16 protein-coding genes are annotated in these 19,021 nt (G+C 61.4%); 8 read left to right on the top strand and 8 right to left on the bottom strand.

Translation table 11 applies throughout. From position 1 onward, the window contains the following. Window positions 1-122 precede the first annotated feature (122 nt). Window positions 123-3,350 (bottom strand): UPF0182 family membrane protein, encoded by a 3,228-nt coding sequence (locus BTIS_RS06120; protein ID WP_094663639.1) that lies wholly within the window; start codon window positions 3,348-3,350, stop codon window positions 123-125. A gap of 157 nt (window positions 3,351-3,507) precedes the next feature. After that, window positions 3,508-4,257, bottom strand: coding sequence for a L,D-transpeptidase (locus BTIS_RS06115; protein ID WP_094663637.1), 750 nt, complete (start codon window positions 4,255-4,257; stop codon window positions 3,508-3,510). Between the two features lie 227 nt (window positions 4,258-4,484). Here BTIS_RS06115 and BTIS_RS06110 point away from each other — a divergent pair, with 227 nt between their 5' ends. After that, complete coding sequence (locus tag BTIS_RS06110; protein ID WP_245819334.1) at window positions 4,485-5,762, top strand: glycoside hydrolase family 3 N-terminal domain-containing protein; 1,278 nt, start codon at window positions 4,485-4,487, stop codon at window positions 5,760-5,762. Between the two features lie 137 nt (window positions 5,763-5,899). After that, window positions 5,900-6,604, top strand: coding sequence for a Fic/DOC family protein (locus BTIS_RS06105; protein ID WP_181160767.1), 705 nt, complete (start codon window positions 5,900-5,902; stop codon window positions 6,602-6,604). Here the strand turns inward: BTIS_RS06105 and BTIS_RS06100 are convergent. Further along, complete coding sequence (locus tag BTIS_RS06100; RefSeq protein ID WP_094663633.1) at window positions 6,570-7,574, bottom strand: DMT family transporter; 1,005 nt, start codon at window positions 7,572-7,574, stop codon at window positions 6,570-6,572. The genes BTIS_RS06105 and BTIS_RS06100 overlap by 35 nt on opposite strands. 346 nt (window positions 7,575-7,920) lie before the next feature. Between BTIS_RS06100 and BTIS_RS06095 the strand changes: the two genes are divergently transcribed. Beyond that, window positions 7,921-9,177 carry an alpha-amylase family protein gene (locus BTIS_RS06095; RefSeq protein WP_094663768.1) on the top strand — a complete coding sequence of 419 codons (1,257 nt, stop codon included), beginning with the start codon at window positions 7,921-7,923 and terminating at the stop codon, window positions 9,175-9,177. A 152-nt stretch (window positions 9,178-9,329) separates the two neighbouring features. Here BTIS_RS06095 and BTIS_RS06090 read toward each other — a convergent pair whose 3' ends face one another. After that, on the bottom strand, window positions 9,330-10,157 hold the full coding sequence (locus tag BTIS_RS06090) for a histidine phosphatase family protein (protein ID WP_094663631.1): 828 nt from the start codon (window positions 10,155-10,157) through the stop codon (window positions 9,330-9,332). 314 nt (window positions 10,158-10,471) lie between these two features. On the opposite strand from BTIS_RS06090, the gene BTIS_RS06085 reads away from it, so the two are divergent. The 4 genes from BTIS_RS06085 (at window position 10,472) to brnQ (ending at window position 14,889) form a co-directional block, all read left to right on the top strand. Next, window positions 10,472-11,074, top strand: a complete 603-nt coding sequence (locus BTIS_RS06085) for an MptD family putative ECF transporter S component (RefSeq protein ID WP_094663766.1) — start codon at window positions 10,472-10,474, stop codon at window positions 11,072-11,074. A gap of 3 nt (window positions 11,075-11,077) precedes the next feature. Further along, window positions 11,078-11,788: an energy-coupling factor transporter transmembrane component T gene (locus BTIS_RS06080; protein WP_094663630.1), complete on the top strand. Its 711-nt coding sequence runs from the start codon at window positions 11,078-11,080 to the stop codon at window positions 11,786-11,788. Beyond that, window positions 11,785-13,374: an ABC transporter ATP-binding protein gene (locus BTIS_RS06075; RefSeq protein ID WP_094663628.1), complete on the top strand. Its 1,590-nt coding sequence runs from the start codon at window positions 11,785-11,787 to the stop codon at window positions 13,372-13,374. Before BTIS_RS06080 ends, BTIS_RS06075 begins: the two co-directional genes overlap by 4 nt. A 90-nt stretch (window positions 13,375-13,464) precedes the next feature. Then, window positions 13,465-14,889, top strand: a complete 1,425-nt coding sequence (brnQ, locus tag BTIS_RS06070; protein ID WP_094663626.1) for a branched-chain amino acid transport system II carrier protein — start codon at window positions 13,465-13,467, stop codon at window positions 14,887-14,889. 4 nt (window positions 14,890-14,893) lie between these two features. Here brnQ and BTIS_RS06065 read toward each other — a convergent pair whose 3' ends face one another. Further along, complete coding sequence (locus BTIS_RS06065) at window positions 14,894-15,604, bottom strand: SDR family oxidoreductase (RefSeq protein ID WP_094663624.1); 711 nt, start codon at window positions 15,602-15,604, stop codon at window positions 14,894-14,896. Between the two features lie 248 nt (window positions 15,605-15,852). Here BTIS_RS06065 and BTIS_RS06060 point away from each other — a divergent pair, with 248 nt between their 5' ends. After that, window positions 15,853-16,698, top strand: a complete 846-nt coding sequence (locus BTIS_RS06060) for a sulfite exporter TauE/SafE family protein (protein WP_094663622.1) — start codon at window positions 15,853-15,855, stop codon at window positions 16,696-16,698. A gap of 50 nt (window positions 16,699-16,748) precedes the next feature. Here BTIS_RS06060 and BTIS_RS06055 read toward each other — a convergent pair whose 3' ends face one another. The 3 genes from BTIS_RS06055 to BTIS_RS06045 all read right to left on the bottom strand — a co-directional run bounded on the left by BTIS_RS06055 (window position 16,749) and on the right by BTIS_RS06045 (window position 18,823). Continuing rightward, window positions 16,749-17,432 carry an HAD family hydrolase gene (locus tag BTIS_RS06055; protein WP_094663620.1) on the bottom strand — a complete coding sequence of 228 codons (684 nt, stop codon included), beginning with the start codon at window positions 17,430-17,432 and terminating at the stop codon, window positions 16,749-16,751. Between the two features lie 48 nt (window positions 17,433-17,480). Then, window positions 17,481-17,795 carry a hypothetical protein gene (locus BTIS_RS06050; protein ID WP_094663618.1) on the bottom strand — a complete coding sequence of 105 codons (315 nt, stop codon included), beginning with the start codon at window positions 17,793-17,795 and terminating at the stop codon, window positions 17,481-17,483. A 125-nt stretch (window positions 17,796-17,920) separates the two neighbouring features. Beyond that, entirely contained in the window at window positions 17,921-18,823 is a 903-nt protein-coding gene (locus BTIS_RS06045; protein ID WP_094663764.1) for a nucleoside triphosphate pyrophosphohydrolase, read from the bottom strand. Window positions 18,824-19,021 lie beyond the last annotated feature (198 nt).

The following is a 19,021-nucleotide window of genomic DNA, read 5'->3' as shown; positions in this document are numbered from 1 at the left end:
GCAATAGTGTATACCGGTGCCGGAAAACACGGCGAGGGGCCCGTACCGTATCGTGGCACGGGCCCCTCGCCGATGTTCGAAGCGGTGCGGCCGCTCAGGACCGCATCACATTCCGGTCATCATCACTGGCCGGACAGCTGCATGGCCTTGTTCAGGGAGTCCTGCAGCTTCTTCTGGGCCTCGCCGTAGGCGCTCCAGTCACCGTTCTTCATGGCGGTGTCGGAATCCTGCAGGGCCTGACCGGCGTCCTTGAGCGCCTGCTGGAGCTCGGGGGACATCGTGGTCGTGCCGGACGACTGGTCACCGGCGGTGCCGGATGTGTCGGACTTGCCGGAATCCGTGGTGCCGTTCTGCTGTCCGGAGGCAGGAGTCGAGGAGGTTCCCTTGGATGCGTCGCCCGCCGCGGCACCCGAATCACCGCCGAACACCTGGTCCAGCGCCTCATCGAGGGTGTCGGCGAATCCGACCTGATCACCGAACGCCACGAGCACCTTCTTCAGCAGCGGGTAGCTGGTGGAACCGCTCGACTTGACATACACCGGCTGCACGTAGACGAGTCCGCCACCGAGAGGCAGGGTGAGCAGGTTGCCACGCTCCACATTGGTGGAACCGGATTCGAGCAGGTTGAGTTCCTTGGACACGTCGGCGTTGGCGTTGAAGTTGTTCTGCGCCTGTCCAGGACCCGGTACGTTGGTGTTCTTCGGCAGTTCCAGCAGCCTCAGCGTGCCATAGTTCTTGCCGATCACGCCCTTCTCGTTGCCTGCATCCGAGTCGACGGACAGGAATCCGGTGAGGATCTCCCTGGTGGACGAGCCGGCAGGAATGTAGGTGGAGGTGAGCGAGAACGTGGGCTCCTTGGTTCCCGGAGTCTGCATGGTCAGGTAGTACGGGGGCTGCTTGATGCCGGCGTCCTGATCCTTCTTCGGCTCGGTCGGGTCGGTGGGCGTCTGCCAGAAGTCCTCGCCCGAGAAGAATTGGTTGGCGCTCGTGACGTGATACTGGGCCAGCAGCGAGCGCTGCACCTTGAACAGGCTCTCCGGGTAGCGCATGTGGCTCATCAGATCGCCGCTGATCTCGGAGATCGGCTTGTACTGGTTGGGGAAGATGCTCTCCCATGCCTTGAGTACCGGATCTTCGGTATCCCACGCGTACAGGCTGACCGAACCGTCATAGGCGTCGACCACGGCCTTGACCGAGTTGCGGATGTAGTTGGCCTCCTGGGAGCCGAGTCCCTTGACGGTGTTGGACGTTTCGGTCAGGGAGTCGGCGGTGGCCGCGCCCAGATCGGTTTTCTGCGAGTAGGGGTAGGCGTCGGAGGTGGTGTAGCCATCGACGATCCACTTGACGCGACCGTCCACGACGGCCGGGTAGACGCGACCGTCGAGCGTGAGGTAGGGGGCCACCTTGGCCACGCGGGTCTGCGGATCACGATCGTAGAGGATCTGCGATTCGTTGTTCACTCGGTCGGAGAACAGGATCTGGTCCGAACCGAAGCGGATCGCGTACAGGATGCGCGTGAACAGGTTGCCGATGCGCGGACCGCCCTCGCCCGTGAACGTCGTGGTCGCTCCCTGGGATCCCGTCGGGTAGTCGAACTCCCATGAGGCCGTGCCCTTGGGGGCTCCCACGATCGAGTAGTCGGGAGAGTTCGGCGAGAAGTAGATGCGCGGTTCGTAGTGCTGGGATTCGGTGAGCTTGCCCTGGGTGGGCACGCCGTATTCGAAGAACTCGGGCTGGCCGTCGGCGGTGACCTTGTTGCCGTAGGCGGCGACGACACCGTAGCCGTGCGTGTAGACGGTGTGGTCGTTCACCCAGTTGCGGTTGTCGTTGCCGGCGAGGTTGATGTCACGTACGCCGATGACCGTGTCCTGGCTCACGCCGTCGATCTCGTACTTGTCCACCGCAAGCGTGTCGGCGAAGGTGTAGTACTGCTTGGACTGCTGCAGCTGCTTGAACGTCGGGGAGACGACCTGCGGATCAAGCAGTCGGATCTGCGCGGTGGATTCGGCATCGGACGCCAGTGCGCCGGATTCGCCGGCGGTGGTGGCGTCGTACTTCTCCACCTTGATGTTGCCCAGTCCATACGCCTTGGTGGTGGCGTCGATGTTGCGCTGGATGTATGTGGATTCCAGCTCCTGCGCGTTCGGGTTCACCTTGAAACGCTGCAGCAGCACCGGGTAGACGACGGTGAGCAGCATGGAGGCGACGACCACGACGGCAACGGCGACCACGGGAGTGCGCCATGCCCTGAGCGCCTCGCCGGCGGATGTGGCGGGTGTGGCGTTGCTCAGCGACTTGGTGAGCATGATCCACACGCCGAGCACCACGCCGAGCAGCGCGATGAGTACGGACATGACGATGGTGACAGGGATGGTGGCGTGCACCGAGGCGTAGGCCGCGCCGGTGATGCGATCACCCTGTTCGGTAAGCGTGGAGAACACGCCAAGGCCCATGCGGGCTGCCCAGGCGAGGAAGAACAGGATCAGCCAGATGCCGATCTGTCGACGGGCACGCTTGGTCATGTCGAAGATGGAACGGCCCTGCGTCGGCATGGTCAGGCGGATGCCACCCATGAGCACATGCGTGATGACGGAGAATACCAGACCCATGGCGAGCAGCGTGAACACTGCCATGACCACGAGTTTGAGACCGGGCAGGACGAACACGTAGAATCCGGTGTCCAGACCGAACTGCGGGTCCGTGGAGCCGAACGACTGGTTATGGAACAGCAGGAGCACCTCGGCCCAGTTGGCGTTAAATTGGGCACCGAACACCAGACCGACCAGCAGGGAGATGATGAACGCGACGCGTCGGGCCAGCTTGGAGCCGACGCCGGGCTCGATCTCCATCACACCATCCCGGACTCGGATCTTGCTGCCGTCCTCAAAATCCGGGCGCGTGCGGATGGCGAGCAACGCGGACACATAGGCCACCAATGCCACGAGGATCGCATACGCCACCCACAGGCCGATACGGACACCGTAGGTGGTCCAGATCACGCTGGAGAAGCCCAGCTGCGTGTACCACATGACCTCGGTGATGAATTGCGACAGTCCGAAGACAAGGCCGACGACGACCAGCAGGGCCACCACCACGCCGATGAAGATCTTGTTGCCACGGCTCATGCCCGTCGGGGAGCCGCCTGACGCCGCACGCGGGATGCGGGGAAAGTTCGGGGGGACGTTGCCTCGCCCGGGACCGGAGGAGCCGCGATGTTCCTCGTGGCTCTCGTCACCGTCGACGGTCACATTGAGGATCGTGGGATCATCATCGTCCCGTCCTCGTGATCCACGTCGACCGTTGCGGGGGTCGAAGGGGTCGGGGAAACCAAACATATCAAATAAAGACATGCATCCACCTTACCGTAGACCGGTAAACGAGTGGGAAAACATGGAAAACCGACTGCGAAAACGCTTGCGCCATTGGCCGACGACGGATTTCGTTCACGGCGAAATCATCGGGGGCGACGATGCGATCCGTTCCAGTCGACATCGCCTTCGGCATCGTCTATTCGATGAGCACGGGCGTATTGTCGGGCAGCTGCTCATACAGCCACTTCGCATCGGCGACGGTCAGTCTCACGCATCCGTGCGATGCCGGAACGCCGAGTTTCTCCGCCTCGGAGACGATGTACTCGCCGTTGCTGTCGGTGGGTACGGTGTGGAAGAGATACTCGCCGTAGTTGGCCCATGACACCCAGTATCGGGCGCCCATGTTCTCCTCACCGTTGAAGAAGTCCTCGCCGCGGTTCTGCACGTTGTAACTGCCGGTGGGCGTGGAACCGTCCATGCCCGTGGAGCAGATCATCGTATAGACGACCCTATCACCACTGCGGATATAGACCTTCTGGTCGGCGATCGATACGCGGATGTTGAGATCATCCACTTTGGTGAGATCGACGTAGTCGCCCCCGCTGGGGAGCATCCAGGACGGGTCGGAGGATGTGGCGGTGGCGCTTGACGCTGCCGGTACCGCGGAGGCTCGCTTGGTCGAGGATCCCGTCGAGGAACCATTCTCGACCGTCGTCGAGGATTCCTTCGAATCCGCGGCCACCACAGACTGGGATTGATCGTTCATGAACGCGGCAGACCCCTTGGGCACGATCACGCACAGCGACGCCGTGACGAACACCACGCAGGATACGATCAGCACGCGAGTCGGCTTGTCGAACAGACGCAGGAAGGAGACGATCATTGCAAATACGTTGAGACGAAACGCGTGCGCCCTGCGTCGCCGTTCGTTGTTGGATGTCGCCATATCTCACCTCACTCGTCCGTTGCCATATGCGGTCACTCATCATAGTGATTCCCATACCGGCATGCCATCAGAGTCCGCGACCCGTGAACGAGTCCGGCGGGACGACCGGCACACCACCCCAACCCGGAACAGGTGTCATGCGGAATCACCGTCATACAGGGTAGCACCCGTGACTGCAAGAAATCACAAGACGCCCTTTGGAGCCGGAACGTGCTATCAAGGAACATATGACGCATCAGCGATCCCTGTCCGTACTCATCCGCCGAACCGCCGTCCTTGCGACCACCGTCTCCCTGCTCTTCGCCACGGCGGGATGCTCCATGCCACTGTTCGCCAGTGGCGCCGACCCCACCCCGGCAGCATCGGCACCGGCCACCACCAAGACCGCACTGAATGACGGCCAGAACAATGACAGCGACTCCCCGAACGCCGACAACGAAACCAAGACCGAGGCCCCGGCTCCCAATGCGCAGGACAAGGCGAAGCAACTGCTGTCCGGCATGAGTCTGGAACAGAAGGTCGGGCAGCTGATAATGGTGCCGCTCTTCGCCGGCAACAGGGCATCGGACGTGCAAAGCCTGGTGCAGAAGAACCATGTGGGATCGGTGCTATTGCTGGGCAACTGGAAGAACGGCACCACCGCTGTGGCACAGGTATCCTCGACGCTGCAGGGATACACGTCGGACGGCATCGGCCTGCTGATCTGCGCGGATCAGGAGGGCGGCCAGGTCCAGCACCTGACCGGTGCCGGGTTCGACACCATGCCCTCCGCGGTGAAGCAGGGGCAGATGAGCGTGGAGGATCTGCGCGCAGCGGCAAAGACATGGGGGTCACAGCTCAAATCCGCTGGCGTGAACGTGGATCTGGCTCCGGTGGCCGGCACCGTGCAGACGCAAAGCCGATCCCAAAACGCGCCCATCGGAGCGCTCAACCGTGATTTCGGCCTCGATGCGTCCGGCAATGGTCAGCATGCGGCCGCGTTCGTCAATGGCATGCGTGACGCGGGTGTGATGAGCTCGGTCAAGCACTTCCCCGGTCTTGGCGGCGTGACCGGCAATACGGATTTCACCGATTCGGGCATCACCGACACGACCACCACCCTGAACAGCGGCCAGATCGAAGGTTTCCATCAGGCGCTGCAGTCCAATCCCGACATGGTGATGATGTCGCTGGCGACCTATTCGCAGATCGATCCGGAGGAGCCGGCGGCGTTCTCCTCGAAGATCCTCAACGACTATCTGCGCGGCACGCTGGGCTATCAGGGCGTGGTCACCTCGGATTCCATGTCGGCGGCGGCGCTTGGATCCATTCCAACCAATGAGCTTGGCGTGCGGTTCGTGTCGGCGGGAGGCGATCTGATCTGCATCGGGGCGAATGAGTATGTGCGTCCGATCCTCACCGGTCTGGTGCAGAAGGCCCAGTCCGATCCCTCCTTCGCCCAGCAGGTGGATCAGGCAGCGTTGCGCGTGCTCACATTGAAGGTCAACGCCGGTCTGGCCGGCTGATGATAGCCCGCCTTCGTCCGCGGTTGTCCGCGGTTCCGCAGCGCTTCATGGTGAAGGCGGGCTATCATCGAACTATGTTGCCAGCAGAACGAATGAGCGCGGTGGCATTCGCCGCGAAGAACTGTGCCCTGGAATCGATGACGATCAGCAGGGCCGCCATGCAAGCAGCCCGGGACTACGAATCGGGCAGGATCCACCTTGACGAGTTCGTGACGGCATGCTCGCCGTCCGACGCAGCACAGGCCGATCCCGGAAACACGCAGAGCATCCAGGATCTGGGAGACGCCGTGTTCGCACGGATCGTCCTGTTCGCCGCACGACCGGCATCCGGCGGGGGTCTGGGCGAGCTCCGGTCCATTCACGGCACGCTGTTCGGCGGAGTGCGGTCGGACGCCGGAGGTATCCGCACGCATGACACGACAAGTTCGACATCCGCCGGCGGTCTCGGTGCCAGTCCAGCGGCGTTCTTCCCGGCGGCCCTGCTGGAGACCGGGGCCGCGAACATCACCTCGGAGCTGGCCGAGGCACGTGATCTCAAATGCCTTGACCGTCCGGTCTTTGTGACGAAACTCGCCCACTTCTATGACGAACTGGGATACCTACACCCCTTCCCCTATGGCAATGCGATGACGTTGCGCATCTTCGTATCCCGTCTGGCGCATTCCGCCGGCTGGGATCTTGACTGGGAGCCGGTGACCCGCGAGCGCTATCGGGATGCGAAACTGCGCGCCTACAACGGAGACCTGTCGGGATTTGCCGGCATGTTTGACGCGATCACTCGTCCGGCGAATCCGACTCGCGTATTTCTTATCGCCGGATGGGATCAGGGCCCGGCGCACTGATCCCGTCGGCGCTCGCGCTCGCATCCGTATCGTCGTCGGATTTGCGCCGTTTGCGCTTCGGCAGGTGCAGTTCGGACAGCAGAATCGCACAGAAGATCAGCGCGAATCCGATGATCACGGCCACGGTCAGTCGTTCTCCGTAGAAGATGACGGAGACGAGCACGCCGAACAGGCTTTCCGTGCTGAGGATGATCGACGCCTGCGAGGTTGGCACGTATCGGATGGCTACGGTCTGGAAGATCTGTGCGATGATCGTCGAGCCGATGACCAGATAGGCCAGTCCGGCGATGATCTTCCAGCTGGCCCATGACGGTTCCGGCGAGGATTCGGTCAGGATCGCGCCGCCGAGGAACAGCAGCGTGGTGAACACGAATTCCATGAACATCAGCGCCACGGGATCGAATTTCTTGGCCATGAATCCCACCGCGACCAGATTCGCGGCGAAGAAGAACGCGCCCACGATCGTCACCGCGTCTCCGAAGCTGACGGACAGCAGTCCGGATGCCGCCCCCTCGCTCAGGGATACGAATCCGATGCCGATGATGCAGACGAATGCGGCCGCCATATGCTGCCAGTTCGGCCTGCGACGGGTGATCGCCCAGATGAGGAACGGGACCATCACGCAGTAGGTGTCGGTGAGGAACGAGTTACGCCCCGGGGCGATGGTCTTGAGTCCGGCGAGCTGGAACATGAATCCCAGCCAGTAGGTGATCGCCAGGATCAGGCCGGGCACGATCAGTCGTCGCAGGTCGATCTTCCGAAGTTTCGGCAGGAAGATCAGACCCATCAGTATGGCCGCCGCCCCCAGTCGGAACGTCATCATCCACTGTGTGGGCACGGTCGTCTGGATGAATTTGAGAATCGTGTAACCGGAGCCCCATACGGCGGCATTCGTCAGCAGCATCAGGCGGGCCAGTGATGGCGAAATGCCACGGGACCCATCATTCGCGTGCAGAACCCTGTCCGTCATTGTCGCTCCCGCCAGTCTCGGAGTCGCGTATGCAACGTGGCCCTCTGTCGATCAAACCGAGGCGATTATATCGGATCATGAACGGTCGTGTTCGCCGGCGAGTCCACCGTGACACGCGGTATCGGTTGCGTTCATGCAGTGTGTCGAACCACTATATATGAAGGGGACGGGACGTCACTTCACAGCATGGAACAGGAGGCTTCCCATGGCCGCTGCGAATCATATGGATCCCACGACAGATCACGCGACAAACCACACGCACGATGCGAACGGCGCAGTACACGATACGCAATCATATGATGACGATGGGCGTTCGCCGTTGCATTGTCCTCTGCCGACGCATCCGATGCCGGACTGGGTGCGGTACGGCATCTGGTGGCACATCTATCCGCTGGGGTTCGTCGGGGCGGAGATCCGTCCAACCGGCGAGCGTACATTCCGCGGCCGGGGCCTCGACGCACTGATCGACTGGCTGGACTATGCCCGCGATCTTGGTGTGTCGGGACTGCTGCTCGGCCCGATCTTCGAATCCTCGTCGCACGGTTATGACACGTTGGACCATATGCATGTGGATGTGCGGCTTGGCGGCGATCAGGCGTTCGATAGACTCGCCGAAGCCTGCCGGAACAAGGGACTGCAGTTGGTGCTCGACGGCGTGTTCAACCATGTAGGACGCGATCATCCCGCCGTGCGCGCCGCATTGGAGGGGGATTCCGCCAGCCCGTGGGCGGGATTGGTCCGCACGACGCCCGGCCCGGACGGGCAGCCCACCCTTGCGGTGTTCGAGGGGCATGATCGTCTGGTTGATCTGGATCACTCATCTCCCGTGACGGCGGCCTATGTGACGACGGTGATGAACCACTGGCTGGATCGAGGGACGTCCGGATGGCGTCTTGATGCCGCGTACGCCACGGATCCGTCGTTCTGGACGAAGGTGCTGCCGCAGGTGAAGCAGTCCCATCCGTATTCATGGATCTTCGGCGAGGTGATTCACGGCGACTATGCGCGGATCGTGACCGAGTCGACGATGGACTCGGTGACCGAATACGAGTTGTGGAAGGCCGTGTGGTCGAGTCTGCAGACCAGGAACTTCTTCGAACTGGATTGGACGCTGCACCGCCATAACGGATTCCTTGACGCATTCGTGCCGCAGACGTTCATTGGCAACCACGATGTAACGCGTATCGCCAGCAGAATCGGCGCAGACAAGGCGGTGCTTGCGCTGGCCATACTGATGACGGTCGGTGGCGTACCCAGCATCTATTACGGCGACGAGCAGGGGTATACGGGCATCAAGGAGGAACGGCTGGGCGGTGATGACGAGATCCGCCCGGCATTCCCGCACTCCCCCGACGAACTGTCCCCGCTGGGTGCGCCGATCTACCGCGCGCATCAGGATCTGATCGGATTGCGCCGTCGGAACCCCTGGCTGGTCGAGGCGCGTACGGAGACGCTGACGCTGACGAACGAGCATTACACGTATCGTTCCGTCTCCGCCGACGGCACGCATGCGCTCACGGTGGATCTTGACGTGTCCGGCACGCCTCGGGTGACGATCACCGACGAGGATGGAGGGACACTGTACCGCAACACGGATCGCTGACGCGGATCGCCGCCAAGCAGGCAACGGCCATATCACAACGATCACAACGGCGGAGGCGATATCGACGGTCATTGTTCAGCCGTCGATATCGCCTCCGCCATGTTGGTCAGAACTCATAACTCATAACGCCATGTCGGTCAAGGCGATGCGACCTACTTGGCGTATTGGTCGAGGTGGTGATCCACGGCGTGGACCACGTCCACCAGATCGCCGTTGCTGAGCAGCGGGCGCTGGAATTCACGCCACGGCTCCACCTTCACCTCCCAGCGTCCCGTCTCCTCGTTGAACACGGGACGAGCGGTCTGCTCCCAGCGCACTCGCTGCGAGGTGCGGCCGGTGCTGGGATCGCGACGTGAGTAATGCAGGCAGGTGCAGTTGGTGATCGTCCATGCGTCATCGGACGTACGGCGAAGGAACTCCTCGTCGGAGATGTCCTCCAAGGTGAGCATCAGCGCGAGCATGAAGTCGCCGTGGGTCACCGCCACCACGGATTCCGCCTCGGCACGGCGGTTGAGCGAGGTGAGCAGATTGTGCACGCGGTCCTCCGCCACGTCGGCGATGGACTCGCCTGCCGGCGGACGCCAGTAGAGCGGATCGGTGCGCTTGAACATCCAGTTGCGCGAGTAGTTCGTACGGAACTCATCCTGGGTGATGGTGTTGATCTCACCCCAGGAACGTTCGCGCAGCACGCGGGTCTCCTCCCACTTGGCCTTGGGCAGCGCCATCGTAGCCGCCGTCTCGCGTGTACGCACATACGGCGAGACCAGATACCGATCGAACAGGGGCTGCTGGGAGACCAGCCAGCGTCCTATGCAATCCGCCTGCTTGCGACCGGTGGAGGTGAGCCTCCACGAACGGTCGGGCACCGTCACGTTGTCCTGCGTGTACAGGGAGTTGTCGCCCTGTTCCCCGGCCTTGACGATCACGTTCGCCTCGGATTCCCCGTGGCGGATCACATACAAATCCAACGGCATTCCCATACTTGCCGTTCCTCCATTCACTTCGTCGAGAATCTCGAATGTTCTCTTCACGCTAGTCGATGGGCACCCGCGACACCCACGCAATCGCAGGGTTGACCAAGAATTCATGTTCCGGCCAGACGGCGGACAAACGACGTTCAGTCTTCGCATGCCTCGGAAATGTCCGTGAAAAACTATTGTGCAATCGGACGTTCCCCGTTACATTGGTGACGGTCACACATTGGGGACAGTCAACGGGAACGAGGATCATGACGCATCAGGGCAACGACACGAACATCACGACCGCATCCGTCGATTCGGCTGGCAACACGACGATGGCAGCGAAGGCGGCAAGACTGTCCGTGCCGGATCTCATCACGATCGGTGTGTTCACGGCACTGTACTTCGTGTTGGTGGCGGTTGCCACGCTGATCAGCACAGTGGCGTTCGTCGGGTTCGCCTCGATCTTTCTCCCCGCCATCGCCGCACTCATCTCCGGCTGCGTGTACATGCTGCTCGCGACCAAGGTGCGCAAATTCGGCGCGATCACGGTGATGGGCGCCGTGATCGGCCTGTTCCTGTTCGTCTCCGGGCATTTCGTCCTGTCGTTCATCGCCAGCATCGTCTTTCCCGTGATCGCCGATCTGATCGCCCGCGCCGGCTCGTACAGAAGCCGCACCGGCCTGCTGGCCAGCTACGTGGTGTTCTCGTACGGTCTCACCGGGCCGATCCTGCCGCTGTGGTTCATGAAGGACGCCTACGTGGCCAGCCTTCAGGCCCGCGGCAAGGATGCCGCCTACATCGACGGCGTGTTCTCGCACATCAACATGGGCACGTTCGCGATCGCCATGATCGCCATCGTCGTGTGTGCGCTGGTCGGCGGCTGGTTCGGTCAGCGCGTGCTCCGCAGGCATTTCGTCAAGGCCGGAATCGTCTGACCGATGACACCGACGACGGCGAATCCCCTCGCATTGGATCCGCGCGCCAAGCTGTTCATGCTGCTGCTGGCGAATCTTCTGCTTTTCTTCCATGTGCATACGCATACCGAGATCATGCTGGTGGCATTGGTGCTGATGCCCATGCTGGCCGCCGGGCGATGGCGCATGACGCTACGGCTTGGACTCTTCTATGCGATGCTGGTGGCCGTCAGCTATCTGGTGCCGGCTGATTCGACGAATCCCTGGCTGCATGGTCTGGCGCTGGTGGCGGTGGGATTGCGGATGATGCTGCCGTGCTTCATCACCGGCGCGTATGCGTTCGCCACCACGCGCGCCAGCGAGTTCGTGTGCGCGATGCGACGCATGCACGTGCCGGAGGCGATCGTGATCCCGTGCATGGTGGTGATCCGCTTCTTTCCCACGATCCTCCAGGACTATCGGCAGATCCGCGCCGCCATGGCATTGCGGGGCATTGCCGTCGGCAGGTTCGCGCTCGTCCGTCATCCGATGCAGTCGTTGGAGTATGTGCTCGTTCCGCTGCTCATGAACGCGAACAATGTGGCCCAGGACCTGTCCGTCGCCGCACTGACCAAGGGGCTGGGACGTTCCGGAACCCATACGTCGCTGACCGAAATCCGCATGAGACCGGTCGACTGGCTTGCCATGGCCGTATGCGCCGCGCCGGTCGCGCTTGACATCGCAGGAGTACTATGACCGACGGCATCATCGAAACCGAACATGTCACCTTCCGTTATGGTGGTGCAAGCACCGCTGACACAGTCGCAGCCAGCAACGCCCTGCACGACGTCTCACTGCACGTCTCCCCCGGCGAATGCGTAATGCTGTGCGGTCGCAGCGGCTGCGGAAAGACCTCCTACACCCGTCTGGTCAACGGACTGATCCCCACGTTCTTCTCGGGATCACTGACCGGCGAACATCATACGGCGGGATTGGGCGCGGGTGCTCCGATCGACGCATTCACGCCGCTGGTCGGCAGCGTGTTCCAAAACCCCAAGACCCAGTACTTCAACGCCGATGCCACGTCGGAGCTTGCATTCCCGTGCGAGAACATGGGCATGCCCTCCGATGAGATCCGGCGTCGCATGGCCGACACGGTGCACCGGTTCGGCATCGAACAACTGCTCAACCGCAGTGTGTTCCGTCTGTCCGGCGGGCAGAAACAGCGTCTTGCCGTGGTGGTCGCCACGATGCTGCATCCACCGGTCATGGTGCTGGATGAGCCGACCAGTAATCTCGACGCCCGCTCGATCGACGAACTGCATGACATGATCGCACGACTCAAGCGGTCCGGCACGACCGTACTGATCGCCGAACACCGTCTGGCATGGTGTCGCGATATCGCCGATCGATTCGTCGTATTCGAACAGGGACGTGTGATCGGCGACTATCCCGCACACGACTTCCTTGCACTTTCACCAGAGACGATCGCCAGCATGGGCCTGCGCGCCTTGGATCTGTGCCGATACCGGACCATCGTGGAGGCGAAGCGTCAACGACCACAAACGCGGTTGGAGGGCACCGGCAACGGCATGGGTGATGGCACCGAAGACCCCGAAGCGGAGGGCGCCGGCACCACCCCCGTCCTGCGCACACGCATGCTGCGCATCGGGTACGGCAGGAGACGCGGGCTCGGGACGCTTGTCCGCACCAACCGTCGCTCGTCACGCGGCGAATTCCTTCGTGACGTCCCCGATCTGGCGCTGCGAGCCGGACGGGTTACGGCGCTGATGGGCGCCAACGGCACCGGAAAAAGCACGCTGGTACGTACCCTGTGCGGTCTGCTCCGTCCGATCTGCGGCAGCATCCTGTGGAACGGGAAACCGGTGAAGGCGCACACGCTGACGGCCAAGGCGTTTCTGGTGATGCAGGATGTGAACTATCAGCTGTTCGCCGACAGTGTGCGGGAGGAGGTCATGCTCGGTTTCGCCGAGACGGCCGGTGACGACGCCACGGCACGCAAGCGTTGTGACCGCATCCTGCACGATCTGGATCTCGACGCCCTCGCCGAGCGGCATCCAATGAGCCTGTCGGGCGGGGAGAAGCAACGCACGGCCATCGCATCGGCGCTCATGTGCGGCAAGGAGCTGATCGTGCTCGACGAGCCGACCAGCGGACTCGACCGTTTCCACATGCGTCAGGTGGGGCTGCTGCTGCAACGGCTGAAACGCGATGGCAGGATCGTGGTCGTCGTCACGCATGACGAGGAACTGGCCGCCGACTGGTGCGACGACGTGATCGATCTGGACCCGCCGACCGACGACGTCATCATCGCCGAATGACCCTGCCGATTTGACGAATCGGGACGATTCCATCACAATGCGTTGAGTATTTTTTCGAAACCACTCAACCACCACGGGAGGATCGTCCTCATGACGGACACACGGAACGCGACAACGGGCGCCACGGCATTGAACGGGCGCAACCGCATACTAGCCACGTTCACGTTCTTCTCCATGTTCTTTGGAGCCGGCAACCTGATATTCCCCCCGTTCGTGGGAGCACAGGCCGGTGACCGTACGATGCTCGCCTCGATCGGATTCATCGTGTCGGCGGTGGGTCTGCCCATCCTCGGCGTGGTGGCGGTGTCGTTCGCCGGCGGATTCGAACGGCTGGCGAACCGCGTGTCGAACCGATTCGCACTCATTCTGGGTCTGGCGATCATCCTGACCATCGGACCGTGCTTCGCGATCCCCCGCACGGCGACCACATCATTCGAAATGGCGATCGTACCGTTCACGCCCACGCTGCCGACCGATCTCACGCAGTTCGCGTATTCTCTGGTGTTCTTCGCGGTGTCGTACCTGCTTTCCCAGCATCCGGAGAAACTGTCGAAGACACTGGGCAAGTTCATGGGCCCGCTGCTGCTCATCCTGATCGCTATCCTGTTCGTCTTCTGCGTGATACGGCATCCGGGCGGATTCGCCGCCCCCATGGGCGACTACGCCAACGGCCAGATGGCACGCGGATTCCTCGATGGATACCAGACGATGGATCTCCTCGCTGCCCTGTACTTCGGCATCGTGATCTCGGCGAACGTGCGATCGATGGGTGTGGACGACGAATCGCAGGTACGCCGCGAGACCGCGCTCGCCGGCGTGGGCACCGGTCTGCTGCTCATCGTGATCTACGGCGTACTGGCCTATATGGGTGCGGTGTCCGGGTCGATTGCCTCGATCGACCCCTCGCATGACACGGGAGCGACGGTGCTGACGAATCTGACGTCCGCCATGTTCGGCCCGTTCGGCACCGCATTCGTCGGTCTGGTGTTCATCATCGCCTGTCTCAACGTATGCACCGGTCTGATCTCCACCTGCGGCACGTATTTCCAGAACCACTTCCCCGTCGTGGCCGGCCGTCGCATGAACTATCGCCGTTGGGGCGCGGTGTTCACGGTGTTCAGCTTCGTGGTGTCGAACGCCGGTCTGAGCATGATCATCAAGGTGTCGGTGCCGGTGCTGTCGGCCTTGTATCCGATCGCCATCGTACTGGTGGCGCTGTCGATGATCGATCGTGTGTTCTCGTCGCGGTTCCCGCGTGTGTATTTCTGGACGGTGCTGCTGACGGGGATCGCCGCAGCCCTGCACTGCGTGTCGAGTCTGGTCGCCGTGTTCGGAGGCTCACTGCCATGGCTGGACACCACGCTGGCGTTGCTGCCCTTTGCCGACGCCCAGCTCGGATGGCTCTGCCCCGCGCTTGTCGGCATGATCGTGGGCGTGATCGACAGCCGGCTATCGTTGGACGGCAGGCCGCCCAACGATAGCCGGCACCGCGGCCGCCGGCGTCACTATCGGTAAATCATTATCGGTAATTGCGTTCGATCAGAATGTCGGAGACGGTCAGATTCGCGTCGTTGACAAGATTGAACAGGATCACTTCGGCCAGTTCCGCGGCGTTCATGAACGAATGCTGCTTCTCCAGCGAAACGTAGTCGTGGCTGTCCCGGTAGAAGTCCGTGTCAATTCCGCCGGGATAGACGCCTACGACCTTCACGCTGGACCCTTTGTATGCCACCTTGAGGCTTTGCGTATATCCCTTCTCCCCCCACTTGGTGGCGCAGTACACGGATTCGTTCGCGTTGCCGCGCGTCGCGGCGGTGCTCATTACGTTGGCGATCTTGAGATCCTGTTCGCCGGTGGCCTTGAGGGTCTCCACGCTCCACAGGATCATGCCCTTAAGACCTTTGAGGCATTTGTCCACGTCGGCGGCCTCATACGCCGTCGGCTTCTTGAACGAGGGCTGACCGGCGTTGTTGATCAGCAGATCGATGTGACCGATCTTCGCGATTTCCGCTACGGACGCCTTCACGAACAGCTCATCCGACACGTCCCCCACGAATCCTCGGTAGGTGTCGGCCGGGAACTGGCGAGATAATTCGATCTGTCGTTCCTCGTTGAAATCGATGCCAGCCACGAACCAGCCCTTGTCGATCAACTGCCGGGCCAGCTCGTAGCCCAGACCCAGTGCGCTACCGGTGACGATGGCGAGTTTCCTGCCGGATTGTGTGCTCATAGTGGGACTCCCGTCGTGTTGTGAGAACGCCGGAGGACCGTAATCCGACCCGACGCGTAGTGGTTGTCATATCCGATCATACCGCCTCAAAACCGCATGATGTCAATCGTTTGATGAATGCGTGTCCCCGCCTGCCTGTGGGCAGTCCACGATCTGATCATCAGTAGTTACCACCGTGGGCGTCATGGGTATGCTCGCAAATATCCTAACGGAATCCTAACACCCTTGAGATCGCGTTGGAGGCTGTCATGACCATCGCAGGAACATCCGCCGTCACCCTGATACTCGTGCTCGTCGCTGGCATCGGGGCGGGGTTTGTCGGCTATGCGGTGGGCGCGTCCTCTCTGGTCTCCTATCCGGCACTGCTGGCCATCGGTGTGCCTCCGGTGCTGGCGAACACCACGAACACCGTGGGCGTGATGGGAACCGGCGTTGGCGGTTGTCTTTCCGCACGCAAGGAACTGCATGGCCATCGCACACGCGTAATCATCTACGCATGCATCGGCATCGTCGGCGGCGTGGCCGGTGGAATGCTGCTACTCGAGCTTCCCGCGGTTGTGTTCGAATATCTGGTTCCGCCATTGATCCTGTTCAGTGCGCTGATCATCGCGCTCAACCCGAAGGAACGGGCACATGCCCGGGACTCGGTAGGCCGTGCGCTTGGTCCGCAGTCCGTGCAGGCGAGGGAATCCATCCAACGCGAACTGGACAGGCCCAAGGACGATGTACATAAGGATCCACGGTGGATGTGGCTGGGCGTCAGCTTCGTCGGCATCTACAGCGGCTATTTCGGCGCAGGCGCGGGAACGCTTGCCCTGGCGATGCTCGATCTGGGCCATATCGGACGATTCCATGAGATCAACGCACTGAAGACCGTGATCGGATTCGGCGCAAACATTACCGCGTCGGCGATGTTCATCGTGCGCGGTTCGGTCAACTGGCCGTTCGCGATCGCACTGTGTGCCGGATGTTTCATCGGCAGCTACATCGCCCCGCCGATCACCCGTCGCATTCCCGCGAACATCATGCGCGCCGCAGCCGTGCTCGCCGGTGTGACGCTTGCCGTCAAGCTCGGCTGGAATACGTATCTGTGATCAGGATTCCATCCGATAGAGATATAGCGTCATGGCCACGATGCCTGTCGTTATTTGACGCGAGTGATCAGGTTTCCCTTGACCATGAACCCCTTGCGGGCCATGTCGATCATGGGCTGGTCGAATTTGCTGTCGGTGTAGAACTCGTCAATTACCGCATCCGCGCCCAGCACTTCACGCAGACGCTTCGGCTTGTTCGTATTGAAATTGAGGTAGGTGACCTCCAGCGTGGCGGGATTGATGGTCGACGCGATCAGACGACCAACGCCCAGACGACGGCAGGCCTCCCCCACGGTCACATCAAACGACGCGGTGAGAATCACGTCATCCGGGCGAGGCACATACCACGGCTTGATGCGATGCATGTTGCGGTCCCAGAACGCACTGACCAGCGACCTCAGTCCGCCAGTGAGCGACTCCCGTTCGATCGTGGACGCGTCACTTGCCAGCACATCGTCCCCCAGGCCCGCATTTTCCGCGTGCAGCAGCGGATTCATCCGAATGCCGTCGATTCTCCGGGAGCCGGCTAGATCCTTGAGATAGCCTTTGGCGACTTTGCCTACGCCGCGTTCCATCTGTTCAAGAGTGGCGCGACCAAGCTTGTATTTGATGGCGTATCGCAATACGGGTGCGATATGGCGGAACACCTTGGGATCATAGCGGGCGCTGAACAGATACAGGTCGAACAGGCTTTCACCGTCGTAGATCGTGCCGTCAAAATCAAACACCCGCATAATTCGCTCTCCCCAGTACCACTCGGTTCCAGTGTAAGTAAGATTATGCTAAATACGTTCAGAAAACGCTAAGAATGATGCGCCTCCAATGAAATCGCCCCGCTGTTGTTCACTGATTGACGTATCCACACGCTGCTTCACCTGATCCACGCCGGTTTGCAGTAATGCATGCCCCGGCACGGTAGTGAGCAGGAACGAAAGCGCGGCTGCGATGACCGCGGTAAGAATACCGGTCAGGAAACGAATGACGATCTTGAACACGATCATCGCCACAACGGCACCCACCACGACGGTGATGCCGGTCTGCACACCCGATGGCAAGTCACCATACCATAACAGAATCTGATCGATGGTCGACTGCATATGATGGCTCCTTTTTTTGTATCCGAATATCTGGAAATGGCTCGCCCGCCCCACCCGCAAGCGTCCTGCTTTCCGTTCTCCTCATGACACATGGTAACGGATACGGGCCACCGTCGGCATCAATGTCAGGAACGGGATGAACGCAACACATCCTCTCGCTTGCCGATCTCGGCTTCCACCATCCGCAATCGGTTCCGCAATGCGGATTCCACATCCACTCCAGCACTCTGCGCACGACGAATGACATCAAGGATCTCATCGGCATACCGAACATCATCGGAGGCACCGTCACGTGGTGTGGTCTCAGTGCCGGAAACCGCAGATGCCGCAGGAAGCATGCATTCCTCATGCTCGAACGCCTTGAACAGTTCGTCGGCATCCGGGGATTTGGACACACGGGAAACCACCTTCGCGGCACGCAGGAACGCGCCCTGCGTATGCGAGATGCCGTCGAGCACGGATTTGCGATGCTTCTCCCGCTGCTTGACGCGCTCCCAGAGGGCCAGCGTCTCCTCCGGGGTCTCCGGGGCACGCTCCCCGGTGACGGACGTGTCGGCATTCGACACATTTGCCACATCATCGTCGTCATCGTTGCCATCGTCCGGCACAAACACGTGCGGATGGCGGGTGATGAGCTTGGCCACCAGTCGGTCAGCCACCTCGTCGATATCGAATGGATCCTTGGCATCGGTCTCGCATACGCGTGCCTGGAACACGGACTGGAGCAGCACGTCGCCGAGTTCCTCGCGCATGTTGTCACGATCGTTCGTTTCCACGGCGTCGATGTACTCATAGGTCTCCTCGAGCAGATGCTTGAGGAGGCTCCGGTTCGTCTGCTTGCCATCCCACGGACAGCCACCCGGCGAGTACAGGATGTCGACGATGGCCTTGACCCGGTCGAGCGCCGTGGCCGCCTCGGCGACGGGACGCAGCTTCGCGCAATGCTCATAGCCTGCGGGCAGATGGTACTTGCCGCGGTTGCCCTGAATGTTCTGGGTGCTCTGGCCGTTGTTTGCGGTCTCGCCCATGTTGGGATTATTCGTATTCGACTCTGCCATGATCGACCTCCATCCTTCGCGGCGACACGTCGCCCACGTCTCGCTTCGTCGCACACCATGGTAAACGATCTGCCGAACCGGCAGACATGGCATAATACAGCGCAATACCGGAATACGGGCCATCCGCCGCTACTGTGGAGGGCAACCACAATATCCCATCACAAGAAG

The sequence above is a fragment of the Bifidobacterium tissieri genome (assembly GCF_002259645.1).
GTDB lineage: Bacteria > Actinomycetota > Actinomycetes > Actinomycetales > Bifidobacteriaceae > Galliscardovia > Galliscardovia tissieri.
Note: the sequence above shows the minus strand (reverse complement) of the source record. Positions and strands in the feature narration are given on the sequence as shown.